This window comes from Kitasatospora sp. NPDC101155, from assembly GCF_044768305.1.
Taxonomy (GTDB): Bacteria; Actinomycetota; Actinomycetes; order Streptomycetales; family Streptomycetaceae; genus Kitasatospora.
Map to the genome: position 1 here is coordinate 26,426 of NZ_JBIWPN010000010.1, position 21,424 is coordinate 47,849.

General features: G+C 72.6%; 17 protein-coding genes and 1 tRNA gene. 6 read left to right on the top strand and 12 right to left on the bottom strand.

Annotated features, from left to right (window positions below; all coding sequences use genetic code 11):
• Positions 1 to 71 precede the first annotated feature (71 nt).
• Positions 72 to 734 (top strand): TetR/AcrR family transcriptional regulator, encoded by a 663-nt coding sequence (locus tag ACIRYZ_RS17055; RefSeq protein WP_402944704.1) that lies wholly within the window; start codon positions 72 to 74, stop codon positions 732 to 734.
• A gap of 157 nt (positions 735 to 891) precedes the next feature.
• Here ACIRYZ_RS17055 and ACIRYZ_RS17060 read toward each other — a convergent pair.
• Positions 892 to 967 (bottom strand) — tRNA-Arg (locus ACIRYZ_RS17060).
• A 634-nt stretch (positions 968 to 1,601) separates the two neighbouring features.
• Here ACIRYZ_RS17060 and ACIRYZ_RS17065 point away from each other — a divergent pair.
• The 5 genes from ACIRYZ_RS17065 to ACIRYZ_RS17085 all read left to right on the top strand — a co-directional run bounded on the left by ACIRYZ_RS17065 (position 1,602) and on the right by ACIRYZ_RS17085 (position 7,250).
• On the top strand, positions 1,602 to 2,195 hold the full coding sequence (locus ACIRYZ_RS17065; protein WP_402944706.1) for a single-stranded DNA-binding protein: 594 nt from the start codon (positions 1,602 to 1,604) through the stop codon (positions 2,193 to 2,195).
• A gap of 354 nt (positions 2,196 to 2,549) precedes the next feature.
• Positions 2,550 to 3,986, top strand: a complete 1,437-nt coding sequence (locus ACIRYZ_RS17070; protein ID WP_402944709.1) for a Cys-Gln thioester bond-forming surface protein — start codon at positions 2,550 to 2,552, stop codon at positions 3,984 to 3,986.
• A 303-nt stretch (positions 3,987 to 4,289) separates the two neighbouring features.
• Positions 4,290 to 5,954, top strand: a complete 1,665-nt coding sequence (gene ettA, locus ACIRYZ_RS17075) for an energy-dependent translational throttle protein EttA (protein ID WP_402944712.1) — start codon at positions 4,290 to 4,292, stop codon at positions 5,952 to 5,954.
• A 109-nt stretch (positions 5,955 to 6,063) separates the two neighbouring features.
• Positions 6,064 to 6,507 carry an acyl-CoA thioesterase gene (locus ACIRYZ_RS17080; RefSeq protein WP_393025839.1) on the top strand — a complete coding sequence of 148 codons (444 nt, stop codon included), beginning with the start codon at positions 6,064 to 6,066 and terminating at the stop codon, positions 6,505 to 6,507.
• A 50-nt stretch (positions 6,508 to 6,557) separates the two neighbouring features.
• Positions 6,558 to 7,250: a hypothetical protein gene (locus ACIRYZ_RS17085; protein ID WP_402944715.1), complete on the top strand. Its 693-nt coding sequence runs from the start codon at positions 6,558 to 6,560 to the stop codon at positions 7,248 to 7,250.
• A gap of 60 nt (positions 7,251 to 7,310) precedes the next feature.
• Here the strand turns inward: ACIRYZ_RS17085 and ACIRYZ_RS17090 are convergent, their stop codons facing one another.
• The 11 genes from ACIRYZ_RS17090 to ACIRYZ_RS17140 all read right to left on the bottom strand — a co-directional run bounded on the left by ACIRYZ_RS17090 (position 7,311) and on the right by ACIRYZ_RS17140 (position 21,251).
• Entirely contained in the window at positions 7,311 to 7,715 is a 405-nt protein-coding gene (locus ACIRYZ_RS17090) for a globin (protein ID WP_393025845.1), read from the bottom strand.
• Positions 7,716 to 7,839: 124 nt separating this feature from the next.
• Complete coding sequence (locus ACIRYZ_RS17095) at positions 7,840 to 8,154, bottom strand: transposase (protein WP_402944717.1); 315 nt, start codon at positions 8,152 to 8,154, stop codon at positions 7,840 to 7,842.
• Between the two features lie 132 nt (positions 8,155 to 8,286).
• Positions 8,287 to 9,432 carry an ABC transporter permease gene (locus ACIRYZ_RS17100; protein ID WP_402944719.1) on the bottom strand — a complete coding sequence of 382 codons (1,146 nt, stop codon included), beginning with the start codon at positions 9,430 to 9,432 and terminating at the stop codon, positions 8,287 to 8,289.
• Entirely contained in the window at positions 9,429 to 10,346 is a 918-nt protein-coding gene (locus tag ACIRYZ_RS17105) for an ABC transporter ATP-binding protein (protein WP_393025854.1), read from the bottom strand. The genes ACIRYZ_RS17100 and ACIRYZ_RS17105 overlap by 4 nt, the downstream gene beginning before the upstream one ends.
• Positions 10,347 to 10,502: 156 nt before the next feature.
• Entirely contained in the window at positions 10,503 to 11,759 is a 1,257-nt protein-coding gene (locus ACIRYZ_RS17110) for an FHA domain-containing protein (protein ID WP_402944723.1), read from the bottom strand.
• A 73-nt stretch (positions 11,760 to 11,832) separates the two neighbouring features.
• Complete coding sequence (locus tag ACIRYZ_RS17115; RefSeq protein WP_402944726.1) at positions 11,833 to 13,188, bottom strand: VWA domain-containing protein; 1,356 nt, start codon at positions 13,186 to 13,188, stop codon at positions 11,833 to 11,835.
• Between the two features lie 137 nt (positions 13,189 to 13,325).
• Positions 13,326 to 14,690 carry a PP2C family protein-serine/threonine phosphatase gene (locus tag ACIRYZ_RS17120; protein ID WP_402944729.1) on the bottom strand — a complete coding sequence of 455 codons (1,365 nt, stop codon included), beginning with the start codon at positions 14,688 to 14,690 and terminating at the stop codon, positions 13,326 to 13,328.
• A gap of 3 nt (positions 14,691 to 14,693) precedes the next feature.
• Entirely contained in the window at positions 14,694 to 17,207 is a 2,514-nt protein-coding gene (locus ACIRYZ_RS17125; protein ID WP_402944731.1) for a tetratricopeptide repeat protein, read from the bottom strand.
• Between the two features lie 5 nt (positions 17,208 to 17,212).
• The gene (locus ACIRYZ_RS17130) at positions 17,213 to 18,574 is read right to left on the bottom strand and encodes a hypothetical protein (protein ID WP_402944734.1); all 1,362 of its coding nucleotides are present in this window, start codon (positions 18,572 to 18,574) and stop codon (positions 17,213 to 17,215) included.
• A 213-nt stretch (positions 18,575 to 18,787) separates the two neighbouring features.
• Entirely contained in the window at positions 18,788 to 19,732 is a 945-nt protein-coding gene (locus ACIRYZ_RS17135) for a glutamate ABC transporter substrate-binding protein (RefSeq protein ID WP_402944737.1), read from the bottom strand.
• A gap of 13 nt (positions 19,733 to 19,745) precedes the next feature.
• Positions 19,746 to 21,251 (bottom strand): hypothetical protein, encoded by a 1,506-nt coding sequence (locus ACIRYZ_RS17140; RefSeq protein WP_402944739.1) that lies wholly within the window; start codon positions 21,249 to 21,251, stop codon positions 19,746 to 19,748.
• Positions 21,252 to 21,424 lie beyond the last annotated feature (173 nt).

Below are 21,424 nucleotides of genomic sequence, written 5' to 3' on the forward strand. Positions count from 1 at the left end.
GCCTTTCACGGGTGAAGCGTGAGCGGTCGGAATCCATTCATAACAAACGTTTGGTATGTACGATAGCCCCCATGACGCCAGCCCGTGGAGACCACGACGCCCGCCGCTCGGAAGTCTCCGAGGGGGTGTGGCGGGTGCTCTCCAGCAAGGGCTTCGAGGGGCTGACCCTGCGTGCGGTGGCCGCCGAAATGGGCGCCTCCACCGGGCTGTTGACGCACTACTTCCCGAACAAGCGGGCGCTGCTGAGCCACGCGCTGGAGGAACTCGACCGGCGCTCGCTGGTCCGGCCCCGGCGCACCGCACCCGTCGACGGCGCCCCGCCGCCGGTCGGACTGGCCCGGCTGCGGGCCGCGCTGCTCGACGTGCTGCCGCTGGACGAGGCGGCCGTGGCGGGCAACCGGATCTGGGTCGGCTCCTGGGACGTCGCCCTGGCCGACCCGGAGCTGGCGGCCGCGCACGCCGCCCGCTACGCCCGCTCGCGGGTGGCGCTCACGGCGCACGTGGCGGACGCCCAGCGGCTCGGGGAGCTTCCGGTCGGGGCGGACCCGGCCGGGCTCGCGGCGGGGGCGCAGGCCTTCGTACTGGGGCTGGTGGTGCAGGTGCTGTTCGCCCCGGCGGAGTTCCCGGCCGAGCGGCAGACCGCGCTGCTCGACGCCTACCTGGCGGGGCTGACGGGGTCGGTGGGGCCGGGGGCCGGCCGGGGCCCAATCGCCGCTTCCGGCGGGTCGGTTTAGCGCGGGGGCGGGGGATTCGCCCGGAATTCCGGGAGATTTCGCGGCGGGCATGACACGCATTGTCACGGCTTATGCGCGGTGGGTGCTGGATTACCCGGAGGTTCGAAACGACCACGGAAAGTGTTCATCGACGCGATGGCCTGCGGGAATTGCGGGGTGGTGCCCCCAGCAGGATTCGAACCTGCGACCTACCGCTTAGAAGGCGGGTGCTCTATCCGCTGAGCTATGGGGGCGGGACGGGCGGCGCCCGTGGCGGGCGTGACCGTGGCCGGGATCGGGCAGCGAGCGCTCGGGGCGCGCGTTGTCCGTCCCCGTACCTGGGGGTGGGGGTGGGGGTTGGTGGGCCCTCGCCCTGTCGGGGACAGGATAAGGGTGTTCAGTTCCCCGGCCGGGTGTGACGACACCGCCGTTGGTGTGTCGGTTCGGTGGAGCGGTCCGATAATCGCAGGTGAACGCCGTGAGTGCAGCGGTATGGCACTCTTCCGTGCCGGACGTTGTGCAGTCGTTACGGGGCTGCCTCCCCACCCGTTATGGATTCGGCACGGAGAATGTGCCGCCGCCGCCGCGGGTGGGGGCCGTATTCGGCTTGTGCCGGTCGGATGACGTGCGCGGACGGCGGCCGGTGCGGCTTCCGCCGCGCCCGGACGGGGGCGGCGATCTGCCGGTTTGTTGTCATGGCCGCGAAGAGATGGCTGCCTGGCGGTGTACGAAGGCTGAAATTCACCCCTGCGGGTGACGGCGGCTTTCCGTTGTGCCGAGTTATCCACAGGATTTCGGAACTCGGTGGCCGGGATTTCCCCCGGAGCGCACTCTCAACTCGCACCGCTCGATTCCGTACGGTGCATCGGCGAGAACGGAGAGTGTGCTGTGAGCGAGGCGCATGTGACGGTGCTCGGCAATGTCGCGACCGAGGTGACCTACGGGGAAACCGCCAACGGCGTGCCGATGGCGAACTTTCGGATCGGCTGCACGGAGCGCCGGTACGACCGCGAGCGGGCGTGCTGGGTGGACGGCGAGACACAGTGGCTGAGGGTGACGGCCTGGCGGGCGCTCGCGGTCAATCTGATCGGCTCGCTGGCCAAGGGGGACCCGGTGCTGGTGACGGGCCGGCTGCGGGTGCGGGAGTGGACGGAGGGTGAGGTGAGGCGCAGTCGGGCCGAGATCGACGCCAGGTCGGTCGGACACGACCTCACCCGCGGTACCTCGGCCTTCCGTTGGGCGACCGGGGTGCGCGGACAGCCGCCGGGCGGTGCCGGGTCGGCCGCGGCGGAGGCGGCGGAGAGGGTGGACGAACCGGTGCCGGGGTGGATCGCCAACGCGCTGGAGGCGCGCAGGGTCTCGGCGGTGGCCGCCGCGCCGCGGTTGTCCGAGTTGCCGCCGGGTGTGCGGTCGGTGACGGAGCAGCAGGAGGACATGTCCGAGGGGGAGAGGAGCAGTGAAGACCGGGCGACGCTGAGCTGACCGGTCGGTGACCTTCCCTGTCGACAAATGTGTTGATCGAGAAGGTTGTTGTGCCCGCACGTGCAATCTCGACCGGATAACAGAAAGTGGCGAGGTGATTCTGGTTGATCGTCAGCTTGTGTGGATCCTGAGGGGGTTGATAACGATACAGATACGGAATCGTCCTGATTTCGCATGGCGGTTTCGGGGCCCCTGGGGCTCAATAGGATTCGTCTGGTTCATACCCGCAGCAGTGCCACAGGGGGCACGCGCGGCACGGCAAGTCGGCGGGCTGCCCACTCGGTGTGGCCTGTCCCGGAGGGATCCCAGATGTTCAAGAGGCAGGGGCGGAGTCTGTCCCGCATAACCACTGTCATGCTCACGACCAGCGTCGCGCTGGGTGGAGGCCTGTTCGCGGCCGGTACGGCGGCCGCGGCGAACACCCCGACTTCGGGCGTGACCTCGGCGATCATCCAGCAGGACATGGTGTCGGAGACGGTCACCGTCAAGGGCAAGGGCGACGTCAACGCCGGTCTCTTCACCCTCAAGACGGACAGCGGTGTGCTGCAGACCTACTGCATCGACTTCGACAACCCGGTGTACACGGACAGCGGCGCCGAGTACCACGAGGCGGACTGGGGCGCGAGCTCCCTCGCCGCCAACGCGAACGCCCCGATGATCCGGTGGATCCTGGACAACTCCTACCCGCACGTCAACCTGACGGCGCTCGCCGCGGCCATCAAGGTCGACGGTCTGACCCCGGAGCAGGCCGCCGCGGGCACCCAGGCCGCGATCTGGAAGTTCTCGGACAGCAAGGAGGTCACGCTGCCCGATGACAACGCCACGAAGCTGCGCGACTACCTGATCGGGAGCAACAACAAGGGCATCGCCGCCGAGCCGAAGCCCTCGCTGACGCTCACCCCGGACTCGGTCTCCGGCAAGTCCGGCAGCAAGCTCGGACCGTTCGTCCTCAACTCCAGCGCGGGCGAGGTGAAGCTGGCCGTCGCCGGCGCGGCCGCCGACAAGGCCAAGCTGGTCGACAAGGACGGCAAGCCGGTCGGCGCCACCCTGGCCGGTCCGATCGCCAAGGACACCCAGCTGTTCCTGGACGTGCCGGCCGGTACCCCGGACGGTGCGGTCACCCTCAACGCCAGCGCCTCGACCGTCGTGCCCAGCGGCCGGGTCTTCATGACCGGTGTGGACAAGTTCGGCAAGCACAGCCAGACCATGATCCTGGCCAGCTCCGACCAGCTGAGCGTCGCCGCCGCCGCCAAGGCCACCTGGAAGCAGGGCAAGGGCGCGCTGATCGACAGCAGCGCCAAGGTCGAGTGCGCCAACAACGGCGTGCGCGTCTCCGTCACCAACAGCGGTGACGAGGCCGGTGCCGTCACGGTCGGCTCGCAGCAGGTGACCGTCCAGCCGGGCAAGACCGAGACCGTGCTCGTCAAGGTCGCCGAGAAGGCCGAGTACAAGATCGCCGTGGCCGGCCCGAACGGCTACGCCAAGACCTTCACCGGCGTCCTGGACTGCAAGGTCGGCGTGACCCCGACCGGCGCCCCGACCACCCCGGCCCCCACCGGCACCACCACCGCCACCCCGACCTCCTCCCACTCGGGCACCCCGAGCGCCGGTGCCGCCCAGCCGGCTCCGTCCACCACCAGCGCTGCCCCGGGCACCGGTGGCCTGGCCCAGACCGGTGCCGACAGCAACACCCCGCTCCTGGCCGGCGTCGCGGGCGCCCTGGTCGTGGCCGGTGGCGCCGCGGTCTTCTTCCTGCGCCGTCGTGGTCGCCACGGTCGTACCACCGCCTGAACCGCCTGAGCGGGCCGGGGGAGTCGACCTCCTGAGGCCCTGAGCAGCGGAACCGGCCCGGCTCCCCGCGATCGATGCGGGGAGCCGGGCCTTCGCCGTTCCCGGGGCCGGGAGAAGGGGCGCCGGATCCGGGGAGGTGGCCGGGCACCGGGAGGGGGAGGCGGGCCGGACGGCTGGAGGACGGCGGGCCGTGATCGGGGATACCCCGGTGGGTCACCTGGGCGGTTCGGGGGTTCGGGCCGGGTGCGGCACAATGGAAGGCTGCAAGCCGAACTACTCCCGACGACGCCGGAGCGATCTCACGTGGCGGAATACATCTACACGATGCGCAAGGTGCGCAAGGCTCACGGAGACAAGGTCATCCTTGACGACGTGACGCTCAGCTTCCTCCCCGGAGCGAAGATCGGCGTCGTGGGCCCCAACGGTGCCGGTAAGTCCACCGTGCTGAAGATGATGGCCGGCCTGGAGCACCCCTCCAACGGCGACGCCTTCCTCTCGCCCGGCTTCACCGTCGGCATGCTGCTCCAGGAGCCCCCGCTCGACGAGTCCAAGACGGTCCTGGAGAACGTCCAGGACGGCGTCAAGGAGATCAAGGGGAAGCTCGACCGCTTCAACGAGATCGCCGAACTGATGGCGACCGACTACTCGGACGCCCTGCTCGACGAGATGGGCAAGCTCCAGGAGGAGCTGGACCACGCCGAGGCCTGGGACCTGGACGCCCAGCTGGAGCAGGCCATGGACGCCCTGGGCTGCCCGCCCGGCGACTGGCCGGTCACCAAGCTCTCCGGTGGTGAGAAGCGCCGCGTCGCGCTCTGCAAGCTGCTGCTGGAGGCCCCCGACCTGCTGCTGCTCGACGAGCCCACCAACCACCTGGACGCCGAGTCGGTGAACTGGCTGGAGCAGCACCTGGAGAAGTACAAGGGCACCGTCGTGGCCGTCACCCACGACCGGTACTTCCTGGACAACGTCGCCGAGTGGATCCTGGAGCTCGACCGCGGCCGCGCCTACCCGTACGAGGGCAACTACTCGACCTACCTGGAGACCAAGCAGTCCCGTCTCAAGGTCGAGGGGCAGAAGGACGCGAAGCGCGCCAAGCGCCTCAAGGAAGAGCTGGAGTGGGTCCGCTCCAACGCCAAGGGCCGCCAGGCGAAGTCCAAGGCCCGCCTCGCCCGTTACGAGGAGATGGCGGCCGAGGCCGACAAGATGCGGAAGCTGGACTTCGAGGAGATCCAGATCCCGCCGGGCCCGCGTCTGGGCAGCGTCGTCATCGAGGTCGAGAACCTCTCCAAGGCCTTCGGCGAGAAGATCCTGATCGACGACCTGAGCTTCACCCTGCCGCGCAACGGCATCGTCGGCATCATCGGCCCGAACGGCGCCGGCAAGACCACGCTGTTCAAGATGCTCCAGGACCTGGAGACCCCGGACGCCGGCAAGGTCAAGGTCGGCGAGACCGTCAAGATCAGCTACGTCGACCAGTCGCGCGCCAACATCGACCCGAAGAAGACCCTCTGGGAGGTCGTCTCCGACGGTCTGGACTGGATCAACGTCGGCCAGGTCGAGATGCCGTCCCGCGCCTACGTGTCGGCCTTCGGCTTCAAGGGCCCGGACCAGCAGAAGCCGGCCGGTGTGCTCTCCGGTGGTGAGCGCAACCGCCTGAACCTGGCGCTGACCCTCAAGCAGGGCGGCAACCTGCTGCTCCTCGACGAGCCCACCAACGACCTGGACGTCGAGACCCTGTCCTCGCTGGAGAACGCCCTGCTGGAGTTCCCCGGCTGCGCCGTGGTCATCTCCCACGACCGCTGGTTCCTGGACCGAGTGGCCACCCACATCCTCGCCTACGAGGGCGACAGCAAGTGGTTCTGGTTCGAGGGCAACTTCGAGTCGTACGAGAAGAACAAGGTCGAGCGGCTCGGCGCCGACGCGGCCCGTCCGCACCGGGCCACCTACAAGAAGCTGACCCGAGGCTGACATCCAGCTGTCACGACGGCCCGGCAGACTGCCCTCCGGGGCGGTCTGCCGGGCCGCGGCCCGTCGCCGGTCCATGACGACGGGCGACCGGACACCGAGGAGAACACCCGTGGCTCGCCACATCTACGCCTGCCCGCTGCGCTGGTCCGACATGGACGCCTTCGGGCACGTCAACAACGTGGTCTTCCTGCGCTACCTGGAGGAGGCCCGGATCGACTTCATGTTCACCCAGGCCGCCGAGGCCGGTGCCGGGGAGTTCGCGGGCGGCTCGGTGGTGGCCCGCCACGAGATCGACTACAAGCGCCCGCTGGTGCACCGGCCGGAGCCGGTCACCATCGAGACCCGGGTGACGCACATCGGCGGCGCCTCGCTGACCGTGTCCTACGACATCAAGGACGTCCACCCGGACGGCTCCGAGACGGTGTACGTCCGGGCCTCCACCGTGGTCGTCCCCTACGACCTGGCCGAGGGCCGGCCACGCCGGATCTCGCCGGTCGAGCGGGAGTTCCTCTCCCGTTTCATGGACGAGGCCCCGGCCGTCGCGGCAGTCTGAAAGTCCCACCCCGCACGATCGAACCCCACGACGATTCGAGCTGAGCCGCGTTGACCATCACCGCCCGCCTCGCCCTGACCGACACCGGCGAGGCCGCCGACCTCTCCGCCTTCCTGCTGCGCCTGTTGCGCTTCGACAAGGCGGCGGCCGTGCGGCTGCGGGCGGTGGCCCCGGACGGGGACGACGGCGTGCTGGCGGTTTTCGGGCGGCTGCCGCTGGGGACCTCGGGCGCGCTGGCGATCCGCACCGCCCGGCTGAGCGGCCTGGCGGAGCCGGTCGACCTGACGGTCTCGGCCGGTCAGCTGCTGGACGGCGTGGACGCCGAGGCGGGCACCGTGGCGCTGCCCGCGCCGGTGACCGGCCCGGCCTGGGCCGGGCTGCTGCCGCCGAAGGCCGGCTGGCGGCCGGTCGGGGCCCCGCCGGCGGCCGAGGTGTACCCCGAACTGATGGCCGGGGTGAGGGAGTTCCGCGAGCGCAGCGAGGCCGTCCCGGCGCACCACCGCACCCGCGAGGTGCTGGACCGGCTGGCCGACGAGATCTGGTCCCGCCCGGTCGGCGCGCTGCCGGAGCTGCCGCTGCGCGCGGTGCACGCCGCGTACGTGATCGGCTTCCTGAAGCCCGGCGCCCCGCTCACCGTGCACCGGGCGGGCGGTTGGCTGCGGCTGAGCGCCCCGGCGGGTTCGGTGGTGGTGCGGACGGTGGCCGCGCCGGGCGCGGGGCTGGGGCTCGGCCCGGCCCGGTGACCGGGTACGGCGGTTCGGTGTACGGCGGTTCGGTGTACGGCGCGTCCGGTGTGCGGCGGCTCAGCCCGGGGTGTTGATCATCGACGCGGCGGCGTACGTCAGGTAGTCGAGCAGCTGCCGCTCGTGCTCGGCGGGCAGCTCCAGGCTGTGCACGGCCGCGCGCATGTGGGTCAGCCAGGCGTCGTGCGCGGCCTTGTCGACCTTGAACGGCGCGTGCCGCATCCGCAGTCGCGGGTGGCCGCGGTGGTCGCTGTAGGTGCGCGGGCCGCCCCAGTACTGCATCAGGAACAGAGCCATCCGTTCCTCGGCCGGGCCGAGGTCCTCCTCGGGGTACATCGGCCGCAGCAACTCGTCCTCGGCGATGCCCTCGTAGAAGCGTCGGGTCAGGAGCCGGAAGGTCGGCTCACCGCCGACCTGGTCGAAGAAGGTCTCCTCGCTGAACGTGTCTCGCCGGATCTCTGTCACCCGACCATGGTCGCAGACGCAGGCTGAACGGTACACCGGGACCAAAGGCGTACGACCGTTGCTGAGAGCAGCTGTCGTCTCTCAGCAATCCGGGCGTTTTCCGCCCGGAAGGTCCGTAGCGGTGTCACCAGAGCGCGAGCTGCGCTGTGGTGTCCTGATGACGGTCTCCCGTTTCCTTCCGCCGCTGGCGCGGCAGGGTTGCACCACCTGCCCGCCCCGCCCCGGCCCGGCCTTGCGGCCGAGACGGGTGGCGCGGGTCTTGCGGGAGGCTCCACGGGGTTTCGGCGACGTTCAGGTCCTCGATCACCACCGTGCCGTACTCGGTGGTGATCGTCGTGGTGAGCTTGTGGAGCGCATCCATGCGCAGGTTCGCCACCCGGTGGTGGACGCGGCTCGAACTTTCGCACTGAACACCCCCCCACCTGAACGAGAGCGACAATCACGGCGACCCCAACAGCCACCACTGACATTGATGAGCCGTGTGCAGGGCCCGGCAAGTGGCACGGGGGAGCGGATCGGTGGGCAACACCGATCCGCTCCCCCGTGCCGGTTCAACTGGGAAGGTCCTAGGTCAGGCGTCTTCCCACTTGAACAGCTTCCAGGCGATGCCGGTGAGAACGGCCGCGAAGAGCAGCAGTCCGCCCATCGTCGGCAGGGCGTCCATCACGCCGCCACCGCGGGTCAGCACCGACTGGGCGGCCGTCACCAGGTGCTTCAGCGGCATGACCTGCGAGACGGTCTTCAGCCAGCCCGGGGCGCCGTCCAGCGGGAAGAACGAACCGGACAGGAAGGACATCGGCAGCACGATGAGCTGCGAGATGCCGTTGGCCGCCTCCTCGGTCTTGGCGACCGAGCCGGCCAGCAGGCCGATCGACATGAAGGCGAGCGTCGCGCAGGCCACCAGCGGGAGGACCAGCCACCAGTTGCCGGTGAGCTTGAGCCCGAAGAAGCTCGTGGCGACCACCAGGAAGACGGTGGTCTGGAGGAAGGCGGTCAGCAGCGAGACCACGATCCGGGAGCTGACGACCGTACCCGCGCTGATCGGGGCCAGCCGCAGGCGCCGCAGCACCTTGGACTTGCGCCAGCCGACCAGGGTCAGCGCGGCGCCGAACACGGCGCCGGTGGCGACGGCCCAGCCGAGCAGGCCGGGGGTGAGGAACTGGATCGGCTTGAGCGACTGGTCCTCGACCTGCTGGGCGTCCACCACGTAGGCCGGCTTCTGGCCGGTGGCCGCCTGGTTGGCGCTCTGCACCACCGAGTTGACGATGCCCTGGAGCGCGCCGGCGCGGACCGTGTCGGCGGCGCTGAAGCGCAGCTCGACCTTGCCGTCCGGGCCCTGCATGATCATCGCGTCGAAGTCGCCCTTGCGGACCTTCTGCAGCGTTCCGGCCTCGTCGTCGGTGCGGGTGATGGTGAGGACCTTGTCCAGCTCGGTCCGGCCCTCGCCCTGCATCGAGTCGAACAGCTTCACCGCGCCGACCTGGGCCACCTTGGCGTGCGGGCTGTTGTTGCCCTTGGCCACGCTGCCGAAGAAGACCAGGAACACCAGCGGGAAGAGCAGGATGAAGAAGGTCGCGGTGCGGTCCCGCTTCATGCCGAGCAGCATCGCGCGGGACAGGCTCCAGAACGCGCTGACCCGCTCCTGCCCGCCGGCGGCGCCGGCCGAACCGCCGCGCGGGGCGGGCACCTTCGGCTCGGTGGAAGTGGAGACGGTCATGCGCGGAACTCCCGTCCGGTCAGCTGGAGGAAGACGTCCTCCAGGGTGGCGCCGCGCACCTCTAGGCCGCGCAGCGCGTTCTGCTCGGCCAGCACGCTGAGCACCGGGGCCGGGTGCCGGGTCGAGACGGAGAGCGAGACGGTGTCGTCCTCCAGGGTGGCGACGTCGGCGCCGACCGCGGCGAGCAACTCGCGGGCCCGCTCGACCGGCAGCTGGCCGGAGGCCACGCTGATCCGGACGGTGTCGTCGATCTCGCGGATCAGCGCCGCCGGGGCGCCGGTGTGCAGGATCTTCCCGTGGTCCATGATCGAGACCCGGTCGCAGAGCACCTCGGCCTCGTCCAGGTAGTGGGTGGTCAGGACGACGGTGCGGCCCTCGTTGTTGATGTCCCGCAGGAGGTCCCAGAGGTTGCGCCGGGACTGCGGGTCGAGGCCGGTGGTGGGCTCGTCCAGGAAGACGAGCTCCGGGTCGTGCGCCAGCGCGCAGGCGATCGACAGGCGCTGCGCCTGGCCGCCGGACATCTGGTCGGTCAGCGTCTCGGTCTTGTCGGCGAGGCCGACCCGCTCCAGCATCGCATCGGCCCGCTTGGGACCGACCCCGTAGAACGACGCGAAGGTGCGGATGGTCTCACGGGCCGTCAGTTTCCGGAAGAAAGCCGAGGCCTGGAACTGCACGCCGATGCGCGGCAGCAGTTTCGGATTGCGCGGCCAGGGAGCCATCCCCAGCAGCTCGACCCGACCCTCGTCGGGCTTGCGGACCCCTTCCAGGATCTCCATTGTGGTGGTCTTCCCGGCCCCGTTGGGGCCCAGGATCCCGTAGAACTCGCCGGCCTCGACGGTGAAGGACACCCCGTCGACGGCCTGCACATCCCCGTACCGCTGACGGATGCCGTCAGCGGATATAGCTGCAGTCATGTGCCCTGAGAATAGGGCTTTCGGTGCGTCTTGTGCACACCCGGGACGTGAATTTGGGGATTTGCTGAGGAAGCCGGAAGAAAGCCGGGCCGGGCGAAATGTTGAATTCCGCCCGGCTCGGACCGAGTTGTGGCTGATCCACCATCAACAGGGCATTCAGGCGCGGTGCACCGTGATCGTCGTCCAGGCGCCGATGTGGATCCGGTCGCCGTCGTTCAGCGGTACGGCGGTGTGCGGGGTGATCGGTTCCGCGCCGCCGTTCACGGTGGTGCCGTTGGTGGAGTCCTGGTCGACCAGTACCCAGTTGCCGTCCGCCTGCTCGGCGAGCAGCGCGTGCTGGTGCGAGGCGCCCGGGTCCTCCGGCGGCACCGACAGGTCGATCTCCGGGACGGTGCCCCGGTGCTGGCTGCGCCGGCCGATCCGCAGCTGGCCGCGGCCGGTCAGCGGGATGCGGCGCTCGGGGCAGTACGGCGGGAAGAACAGGCCGGCCGCCTCGGGACCGCTGCGGGCCATCATCTCGGTGAAGTAGTCGCGGTCGGCCGAGACCACCGCGATCCAGTTGGACCGGACCGGCTCCGCCGGGGCGGCCTCCGGCTGGGGCTGCTGCACCGGCGGGGCGAGGTGGAAGGACGTGCCGAAGTCGCCGCCGCGGTTGTTCGGGCCGGGGCCGGCCGGCTGGGCGTACACCGGGCCGGAGTCCTCGCGCACCGGCGCCTCGGGGAAGGCGCCCTCCGGCATGGGCCCCTCCTGCCCGTTGGCGGGCAAGGAGGGAGGGTAGCCGTAGGTGTGCGGGTACTCCGGCTGCGGAGGCGCCGGAGGCTGCGGCTGCTGGGGGGCGACCGGGGCCTCGGGAGGCAGGACGGTGCCGCCGTAGGCCGCCGGGATGTTCAGCGGCGGGGGCTGGGCGGGGCCGGGTGCGGGTGCGGGCGCGGGTGCGCCGGCGGCCGGGGTCTGGCGGCGCGAGGGCGTGGACAGCTCGTAGTCGTAGCCGCACTCCTCGCAGAACCGGCCGGTCTGCGGGCTGCGGCAGATCGGGCAGACGGCCAGGCCCTCGGTGAGGCCCTGCGGCGCGCCCGGCGGCACGGTCCCGGGGGGCGGGTAGCCGCCGGGAGGCGGTACGGCGCCGGGCGGCGGGAAGGCCCCGGGCGGCGGGAAGGCGCCAGGGGGCGGGAAGGCACCGGGCGGGGGCGGCGGGACCGCGCCCGGAGGCATCGGCGGAGGCGGCGGCGCGCCGAAGGACGCACCGCCGTGCTGCGGGTGCCCGGCGGGTGCGCCGGGCGCGGGGTCGCCGCCGGGCGCACCCGGGTAGCCCCCGTGGGCGCCGGGCGGCGGGACCGGCGGGGTCATCGGGAAGCCGCAGAAGTCGCACCAGTCCTCGGCCTGCGACTCGTGGCCCCTCGGGCAGATCGGCATCAGGTCCCCCTCGTTTCGGGCCGGCACGGTGCGGCGTCGCGCCGGGCGGCCGGCCCGATCACGTCTTCAGCGGTCACTTCTTCACACGTACCGTCTTGGTCGACCGGGTCTCAAGGGTCATCGAGTCGGCCTCGCTCACGTTCTTACGGAATCGAACCGTACCCTCCTTCGGGTCCACCACGTCCACCACCTTCTGCAGCAGCTTGTAGGTGCCCTCGTTCCCGGTCGCGTGCGCGATCCGGACGGCGGCGCCCAGCTTGGCGGTGGCGGTGTCGGCGTCCCCGGCGCGGTGGGCCTCCAGGCCCTCCTGGATCGAGGAGGCGAGCTCGGCCTGCCCGGTGTAGTGGGCGACCTGCGGGCTGATCCGGGTGGAGGAGGCCAGGTCGTCGGTCCAGACCGCCTTGACCAGGCCCTGGGAGAGCACCTCGGGGGTGCCGCCGCCGACCTGCGGGGGCAGCACCAGGCTGACCCGGGCAGCGAGCATCTCGTTGCCGACCGCGGCGGCCGGGACCTCGACGCAGACGTGGTAGTCGCGGCTCTCGTCGCCCCAGGAGCCGGTCGGGTAGTCGCCGGCCCGGGGGCCGGCCTCGGCGCGGCGGGCGGTCAGGTCCTCGACCGCGGGGGCGACCTGCTTGACGAACTTCACGGTGGCGTTGGCCGGGGTCCAGATCCGCAGGGCGACGTCGGCGACCTGCTTGCCCATCGCGCCGGCCATCATCGAGCGGAAGTCCTCGGCCAGGCCGGAGGGCTCGGCGACGATGTCGACGGTGCCGAGCAGCGCCGAGGAGATGGTGCGCAGCTCGTCGATCCGCCAGTCGGTGCCGACACCGCGGCAGTCGGCGGTGAAGTGGCCGGTGACCCGCTCGATGTTGCGGGCGAGGTCCGCGGCCGACTCGTGCTCGTTGTTGCCGTCGGTGAGCAGGATGGCGTGCCGGATGGCGATGTCGCGGCGGGTGAGGAAGAGCTTGTCGGCCTTGGCCAGCCAGGTGCCCATCGCGGTGCCGCCGGCCGCGGTGAGGCGGCGCAGCGCCTCCTTGGCCTGGTCGCGGGTGCTGGGCGAGGCGGTGGCCAGGGTGCCGTCGCCGGGGAAGATGTCGCGGGCCTCGTGGGTGCCGGCCACCACGGCGAAGGCGGTGCCGTCGCGCAGGGCGTCGATGGCGGCGGCGGTGGCCTCGCGGGCACCGTTGATCTTGGTCTTGGGATAGTCCATCGAGCCCGAGCAGTCGACCAGGATCACCACGGCCGCGTTGGCGTCGGCGCCCTGGGCGGCGGCGTCGGTGAGGCCGAGCGGGCGGCCGCCGGAGGTGCCGCCGCCGGTGGCGGTGACGGTGACGATGGCGTTGACCTCGCGGGCGCCGTCGGCCAGGTACTCGTTCTGGAAGATCTCCACGTCGAACCTGGGCAGGTTCGGCTTCGCCAGTGTTGCCATGGGGCGGTCGGCTCCCGTCGGGTGAGGGGTGGATGTGATCAGGTCGGTGGGTGGTCCGGCGGTCCGGCGGTCCGGCGGTCCGGCACTCCGGCACTCCGGTGGACCGGGGGCCGTCGGGCCGGGCGTGGCCGGGCCGGTCAGGCCGTCGGCGGCTGCGGCGGGACGGGCGGCAGGGGCGGGGCGGCGGGCGGCGCCGGCGGTGCGGGCGGGACCGCCGGGACCGCCGAGGGCGCCGTCGGAGGCGCGGGCGGAACCGGCGGCGCGGGCGGCGCCGGGGGCAGCGGGGCGGCGGGGGAGCCGATCACCGGCAGGTTCGGGAGGGTCGGCTCGTAGTCCTCGTAGTCCTCGTCGTCCTCGGGCGCCCGGGCGGCGGCCGGAACGATGATCGGCAGGTCGAGCGCGGTGGGCGTCTCCTCGACCTCCTCGGCGCCCCTGACCTCGTTGACAGCAGTGGTGGGCGGGTCGATCGGGAGCACGGCGACGGTGATGTTGTCGTGGCCGCCAGCCGCGACCGCGAACTTCACCAGGGTCTGGGCCGCCGCGAGCGGTTCGGTCCGGGCGTCCGGGCGGACGTAGTACGCCAGGTCGGTGGCCGCCTCGGCGTAGTTCCACAGGCCGTCGGTGCAGATCAGCAGCACGCCGGGGACGTGCGGGGTGAAGTCGAGGGTGTGCGGCACGATCTCCTCGGCGTCGGCGCCGAGCCAGCCGGTGATGGCGTGGGCGCGTGGGTCGGAGTAGGCCTCGGCCTCGCTCATCAGCCCGGCCTCGACCATCCGGGCCGCCCAGGAGTCGTCCTGGGTGAGCCGGAAGGGTTCGGCGGCGGCGCGGTCGTCCGGGATCCAGTAGGCCCGGGTGTCGCCGACCCAGCCGATGGTGACCCGGCCGCCGGCCGCGATGGCGCTGACGTAGGTGCAGGCGGGGGCGTTGAGGTCGGGGCGGGCCGGGCCGGCGCCGTCGGTGGCGAGGTCGGCGACGGCCTTGGCGGCGTCGGCGATGGCGGCGCGCATCGCCTCGTTCGGGTTCCGGCCGGCCTCCAGGGAGGTCAGCAGGGACTCCGAGGCGGCGTCGACGGCGGTCTCCGAGGCCTCGTCAGGGCGGTCGGAGGAGGAGACGCCGTCGCACACCACGGCGACCACGACCGGCTCGCCGCCGGGCAGCGAGCTGGCGGCGACGGTGAAGGAGTCCTCGTTGCGGTGGTGGCGCACGCCGCGGTCGCTGACCCCGGCGACGCCCGCGAGGGCCTTCTCCATGTGGTCGCGGGGGCGCGGCTGGGCGCTGCCGCAGCCTTCGCAGTAGCCGTCCTCGGTGACCTGCGCCTGCCCGCAGGTCACGCAGACCGGCCCGCGCTGCGGCGGGACGGCCCCACCGCGGGCGGCGGCCCAGCTGGCGGGCATCGAGCCCGGGGCCGCCCGGCCGTCCCGGCCGGTCCCGCAGCGCCCGCAGAAGGCGTCCTCCGGCTCCATCGGCTCGGAACAGCTCGGGCACTCGGTCTGCTGCGGCATCGGCTACACCCACGTCCTGGGGCGGGCCCGGTTGGCCCGTTCCACCATCTCGATCCTGGTCTCGGCCCGGTCGGCCAACCGGGCGAGTACCCGGTAGGACTGTTCCAGGGCGAAGCGCAGTTCCCGCTCCACGGCGGGTCGTCCCAGCACCACGGTGGCGCCGGCCTGCTGGGCGCCCGCGGAGCCGGCCATGACCCAGCCGAGGGCGGCGCCGAGCACCTCGACGGAGAGCTCCTCGCGGCGGCGGTCGTCGAGGCGCAGCGCGGTGAGCTGGTCGGAGCCGGCGGCGAGGTCGGTGGCGAGCGGGTCGGTGGTGGGGCGTTCGCGCAGCCGGGCGCGGACGGCGGCGATCCGGGCGGCGGTGTACTGGCTGGAGGTGGCCGGGACGGACTCCAGCACGCGGACGGCGCCGGGCCGGTCGTCCTCGGAGAGGCGGACCCGGGCGAGGCCGAACGCGGCGCTCAGGTACGAGTGGTCGGTGGCCCACACCAGGCGGTAGAACTCGGCCGCGTCGCCGGCGTCGCCGAGGAGTTCGGCGCAGATGGCCAGGGCCAGCTTGGGCGCGGCCTCGCCGGGGAAGGCGTCGTAGACGGCGTCGAAGGCCTCGGCGGCCGCCCGCAGATCAGTTTCACTGCCGTTCTCGGCAGCCCCCACCAGGGCGACCAGGCCGCGGTACCAGACCACCCGCCAGTCGTCGGGGTGGTCCTTCTCCAGCTCGGCCAGCTCGTTCACGGCCATGCCCTGGCGGCCGAGTTCGAGCAGGGCGCGCAGCTCGCGCAGCCGGCTCTCGATCGAGACGGCGGGGGCGCCGCCCAGTGCGGCGAGCGCCTCCTCGGGGTCGGTGGCGAGCAGGGTGGCGAGGAAGCCGGCGTTGGGGTCCCCCGGGTCGACCCGGGGGACGGGCAGGGCGAGGGCGGCGGCGGACGGGTCCAGTGCGGTCACCCGCAGCTGGCCCAGCTGGTCGGTGGGCAGCACCAACTCGGTGTCCACGACGCGCAGTTCCGGGCCGAACAGGGTGGAGGGCGCGGGCCGGGGCCGGTCGTCCTGGAGGGCCAGGACCTCCCGCAGCACGCCGGTGAGCTGGTCGGCCATCTCCTCGGCGGAGGAGAAGCGGCGGGCCGGGTCGGGGTCGGTGGCGCGGACCAGGAAGCGGTAGTACGACTCGTACGTGGCGAAGACCTCGACGTCCTCGGGGCCGGGCAGCGAGTCGCGGTAGGCGGTGCTGTAGCCCTGGAAGTCGAAGGTGAGCACCGCGAGGGTGCGGGCCACGGTGTACAGGTCGGAGGCGGGGGAGGGGCCGTGGGTGGCGATCTCGGGGGCCTGGTAGCCGACGGTGCCGTAGATCGGGCCGTCGTGGTCGAGCCGGCAGACCGCGCCCATGTCGATGATCTTGAGCGCGTCGCCGCTCTGGATCACGTTGTCGATCTTGAAGTCGCAGTAGATCAGGCCCCGGGCGTGCAGGTACCCGAGCGCGGGCAGCGCCTCCAGCGCGTACGCGATCGCCACCTCCACCGGCAGCGGCTCGCGCCGGCCGTCCGGGGTGCGGCGGTCGTTGGCGATGTCCTTGAGCGACTTGCCGCCGACGTACTCCATGACGATGTAGCCGTCGGTGGAGCCGGAGTCGATGTCCAGGTGCTCGGCGAAGTTGATGATCCGGACGATGTTCGGGTGGTCCACCTCGGCCAGGAAGCGCCGCTCGGCGACGGCCGCGGCGAGCGCGTCCTCGTCCCCGGTGTTCAGCAGGCCCTTGAGGACGACCCACTTGTCGTTGACCCGGCGGTCCACCGCCAGGTATATCCAGCCGAGCCCGCCGTGCGCCAGGCAGCCGACCACCTCGTACTGCCCGCCGACCAGGTCGCCGCGGCGCAGTTTGGGGGTGAAGGAGTACGGCGTGCCGCACTTGGTGCAGAAGCCGTCCGGGCGGCCCGGCCGGCCGTTCTTCTCCCGGCCCACCGGCGTCTCGCACTTGGCGCAGAAGCGCTTGCGCTCGGGCACCTCGGGGTTGGCCAGCACCGCCAGCGACGGGTCGGCCGTCTCCACGGTCGGCACGGTGACCAGGCCGGCGCCCAGCCGGTTGCGGGTGCCCGCGCTGACGCTGCCGCGGGTGGCGCGCACCGAGACCGAGCGGCTGGAGCCGGTGCGGGTCGAGCGGTGCGAGCGGGAGCGGCCGGACATCGAGCGGGAGGAGCCGGTGCGGGCCGACATGGAGCGGATCGAGCCGCTGCGGGCGGAGTCCGGGCTGACCCGCGCGGACGGGACGTAGGGCTGGGTGATGCCGGTGTCGGCGCCGGGCGCGGTCAGGCCGCACTCGTCGCAGTAGCCGTCCGCGTCGATGGTGCCGGAGCAGTCGCGCGGGCAGGGCGAGCCGGGGCCGGCGGCCGCCGCCGCCTTCGGCGGCGCCGCGGTGGTGCCGGTGCCGCCTCCGCCCGCCGGCGCCAGCCCGCACTCGTCGCAGTAGCCGTCGGCGTCGATCCTGCCGTTGCCGGAGCAGTCCGGCCGTACGCACGTCTCGCCCATCAACCTCAGCCCCCCTGTACCTGTCCGTCGACCGGCGTCTGGCCGGCCGGGTTGTGCGGTGTCTCCTGCTCGGCCTGGGCCGGGCGCAGCGACTGCTGGAAGCGGGCCACCGCGGCGGCCGCCGCCCGTAGGTCGCAGGGCGCGCTCCACAGCAGCCAGCGCGCCTTCTCGTACCGCTCGATCACTTCCGGGTCCTCGGCGACCCGCATCCGGGCCGCCATCGCCTTGTAGGCGTCCAGCCGGCCGCGCAGCTCGGCCCGGACGGCCAGCGGCTGGGTCACCTCGGTGAGCGAGTGCCGGGCCCGGGCCAGCTCCTTGGCGGCGGCGTCCTCCAGCGCGTCCAGCAGTGGTGCCAGTCGGCCCCACTGCCCGCCCTGGCGCAGCTCCAGCGCGGTGACGATCCGTTCGCGCAGCGCCGAGGCCGGGCCGGGCACCGCCGGGACGTCGCTGGACGCTATCTTCGCCAGCACCTCGCCGCGGGCCCGGCGGGCCTCGGCCAGGGTGGCGTCGGCCCGCTGGAGCAGGTCGCCGACGCCCTGGAGGCGCTCCTCGGCGTCGTCGCGCAGCCGCAGCAGGTTCTCCAGCTCCAGCCGGACGCCGTCCAGCGCCCGCCCGGCCCGGTCGAAGCGCTCGGTGTCGACCACCCCGGCGGGGGTGGCGAAGGCCGAGCCCTCGGGCACCGTGCCGCGCTGGGCGGGCACCCGGGCCGGGCGCCACAGCGCGAGCGGGTCCTCGCGGACCTCGGTGCGCAGTTCGGTGAGGTCGCGCTCCAGTCCGGTGAGGTCGTCGCCGAGCGGGTGGGCGCCGGCCCGGACGCCGAGCGAGGCGGCCAGGGTCCGCACCCGGTGGAGTTCGGCCAGCAGCAGGTCGATCCGGGCCGGCAGCGCCGACCAGACCGCGTCGGCGGCGCTGACCACCTCCAGCACGGTGGCGTACCAGGAGTTCATCCGGGCCATCAGCGCGTCCAGGCTGATCCGCTCGACCAGCTTGGCGGGCGCGCCGAGCAGTTGCGGGCCGTCCGGCACCGCGCCGCCCGGAACGGTCACCGCGTCGCCGGTCAACAGCTCGCTGAGCTCGGCGAGTTCGGGTGCGCCGGGCTTGGCCTTGCGGGCCCGTACGGCGCGAGCCGAGGCCAGTGCCTCGGAGTAGCGGTCGAACAGCGCCCAGAGCAGCGGCAGGCCCTTGCCGGCGACGGCCCAGCGCTCCAGGGTGCGGCCGGACAGCTCGGCGCCGTCCAGCAGCCGCAGGCCCGGGTGGTCCTGAAGGGCGAGCAGCGCCGACTCGACCGCGTCCCGCTCCGCGCCGAGGCGCGCGAGCGCGCGGTCCACCTCCTCCCGGCTCAGTACCGGGCCAGCCGATGCCGCCACCGCGGTGTCCTTCCTTCCTCGCGTGCGATCCCGACGTTCGTGACGCGTGATCCCACGACAACCCCCGTGTTCACCACCGGTCTCCCCGTGGTGATCGTCCCGAACCCTAGCCGGTGGCCGTTCGGGCGGCGCGGGCGCGGGGCGTCAAGACCGCGTCAACGCCCCGCGTCCGCACTGGTCCGTACCCGACTCGGTACGGCCCCGGCGCGGGCCTCAGTGCGGCACCGGCCAGTAGTGCTCGGCGTCGTTGAGCATGTACGGCTTGAGCCAGCGCTCGTACGAGCGCCCCCAGTCGCCGTCGGCGTGGTAGTCGGCCAGCACCTGGTTGACCCGGGCTGTCAGGTCGGTGCTGGTCTTGAGCATGGCGACGCCGATCACCTCGGGCTGGGTGTCGCCGTCGACGATCCGCACGGTCTGGTCCTGCGCCGCCTGACCGGCCGCCAGGCCGTCGTCGGTCATGGTGGCGTCGACCTTGCCGAGCTGCATCAGGACCAGGCAGTCCAGCTGGTTGTCCACCGGGACGACCTGCTTGGCGGTCTTCTTGGCGTCCAGCACGGTCGCGGCGGTGGAGCCCTTGGCGGCGCAGACGGTCCTGCCGTTGATCGCCTCGTCGAGGCTGGTCGCCGGGCTCGCCTTCGGGACCAGCACGCGCTGGGAGATGCTGAAGTACGGCTTGGAGAAGGCCACGTCCTTCATCCGGTCGCAGTTGACGGTCATGGTGCGGACGATCAGGTCGACCCGGCCGTTCTTCACCGCGTCGACGCGGTCGGCGGTGGCGACCGGCTTGAGCACCACCTGGCCCTGGTTGCCCATGATGGCGGTGCCGATGGCCCGGGCCAGGTCGATGTCGAAGCCCTCGATCTGGCCGGTGTTCGGATTGCGGGAGCCCCAGCGGTAGCTGTTCTGGTCCACGCCGATCACCAGGCTGTGCCTGGCCTTGATAGCCTTCACGGCCAGGCCGTCCACCGTGCTCGGCGGCACGCTGCCGTAGATGTCGCAGGTGTCCGACTGGTCCTGCGTCTGCTGTACGGCCTGCGGCGCGCCGGTCGCGGCGGCCGGTGCGGCGCCGGAGGGGCCGCCTCCGCCGAGCACGGTCGCGCAGGCCGCGAGCACTGTCAGCGCCGCGGCGCTCCTGGTCCGTACGGTTCTGGTGCGCATCTGTCCGTTCCCCTTACCGGTACTCGGCCAGTCGCCGGCCGAGGCCCCGCAGCGCGGCGGCCGCGGCCACCAGGGCGAGCGCGGCCGCCGCGCCGGCCGCCAGCCGCAGGTCCGTGGCGGTGCCCTTGGCGGCGTCGGTGAACTGCGCCTGCTCGGCGTCGGCGGCCTGGCCGAGGGCCTTGTCGGTGGCGTTGAAGGCGGCGTCCGCCGTGCTGGTGGCGTCGGTGGCCGACACGGTGGCGTTCAGCGCGGCCTGGTAGTCGGCGTTGAAGACCTCCAAGGTCCGTGCCTTGTCGTGCCGTTGGCGCCACTCGTCGTACTGCGCGGCGGCCTCGCGGACGGGCTGGGCGGCGGCCGGCGGGGCGAGCCGGACGGCCTCCGGGAGCGAGCCGCTGCGCCGCTCCAGCGGGACGTCCTTGGCGTTGTCGCCGGACAGGTGCTTGGTGGCGCTCGCCCACTGGTCGGCGTACTTGGTGGTGGAGCCGCGCGCGACCAGGTGCAGGTTCTCCGCCAGCCGGGCGGTCAGCACGTCCACCCGGGCGTTGTCGAGCGCCCGCAGCGGGGTCGCGCCGTCGTGGTCGCTCCGCTCCAGCGCCGAACTGGTGGTCAGCCCGGCCACGGTGAGCCAGAGCGCGCCCGCGAGGACGGCGGCGGTGGCGCCCAGCAGGCCGATGTTGAACACCCGGTTGGTGCGGCGGAACAGCGTCAGCTGCACCCAGCCGAGCGCGGCCAGGGTGAGCACCGCCAGGCCGTACGCACCCCACGGCACGGACTTGGCCCCGGCGTAGTCGTCCGCCAGCTCCTTGTCCTCGAAGCCCTTCAGCTCGGCGGCGGCCGGCAGCAGGACGTTCTGCATCTGTTCGGAGGCGTGCCGCAGGTAGGCGCCGCCGAGTGGGATGCCCTGCCGGTTGTCGGCCCGCGCGGTTTCCACCAGGCCGGCGTACACCGGGAGTTGCTGGTTCAGCCGGGCGAGTGAGTCCTGCGCCGGAGAGGTTGACGTGGTACGGGCGGCGGCCTGGGCGATCAACTTGGCGGCCTGGGCGAGATCCTGCTCGTAGCGGTCCCGGACGTCCTTGGGCTCGGTGCCGGCCAGCAGGAAGCCGGTGGCCGCGGTGGTGGCGGCGTCCGCCAGCGAGCGGTGGATCTCGGCCGCGTCCCGGCTGAGCGGCTGGCTGTACGAGACCACCCGGTCGGCGGCCGAGGCCCTGCTCTCCAACTGCCAGGCGGTGAGCCCGCCGAAGGCCACCGTGAGCACCGCGAGCACCACCCCGGCCAGCCGCAGCCGCCCCGGGGGCGTCCGGGTGGCCTGGGCCAGCCGGGCGCGCGCGCCGCGTTCCACGGCACCCGCCCGGGGGCGCTGCGCGGGCGGCGCCGCGCCGGGCCCGGCTGTGGGCGCGGGGAGGCCGGGCGGCGCCGTGCCTCGTACCGCCGCCGGTGCCGCTGCCGGCACGGCCGGTGGACCGCTCGGCCGCGCCGGGAACGCGGCGCCGGGCGCGCCGTTGCCTACTGGTGTTGCCACCCGCCTCATCCTCCCCTGGGTACGGACCCGACACCCGGGGCCCGACCGATGGCAGCAGTATGGCCGTGACTCCTCCCGGCCACACCCGACTTGCGCCGATCTTGAGCATGTCGTGCACGGTTTCCGCACGCTCTCCCACGGTTCGGTACGTCTTGTGCGGTGGCGTACGTCCG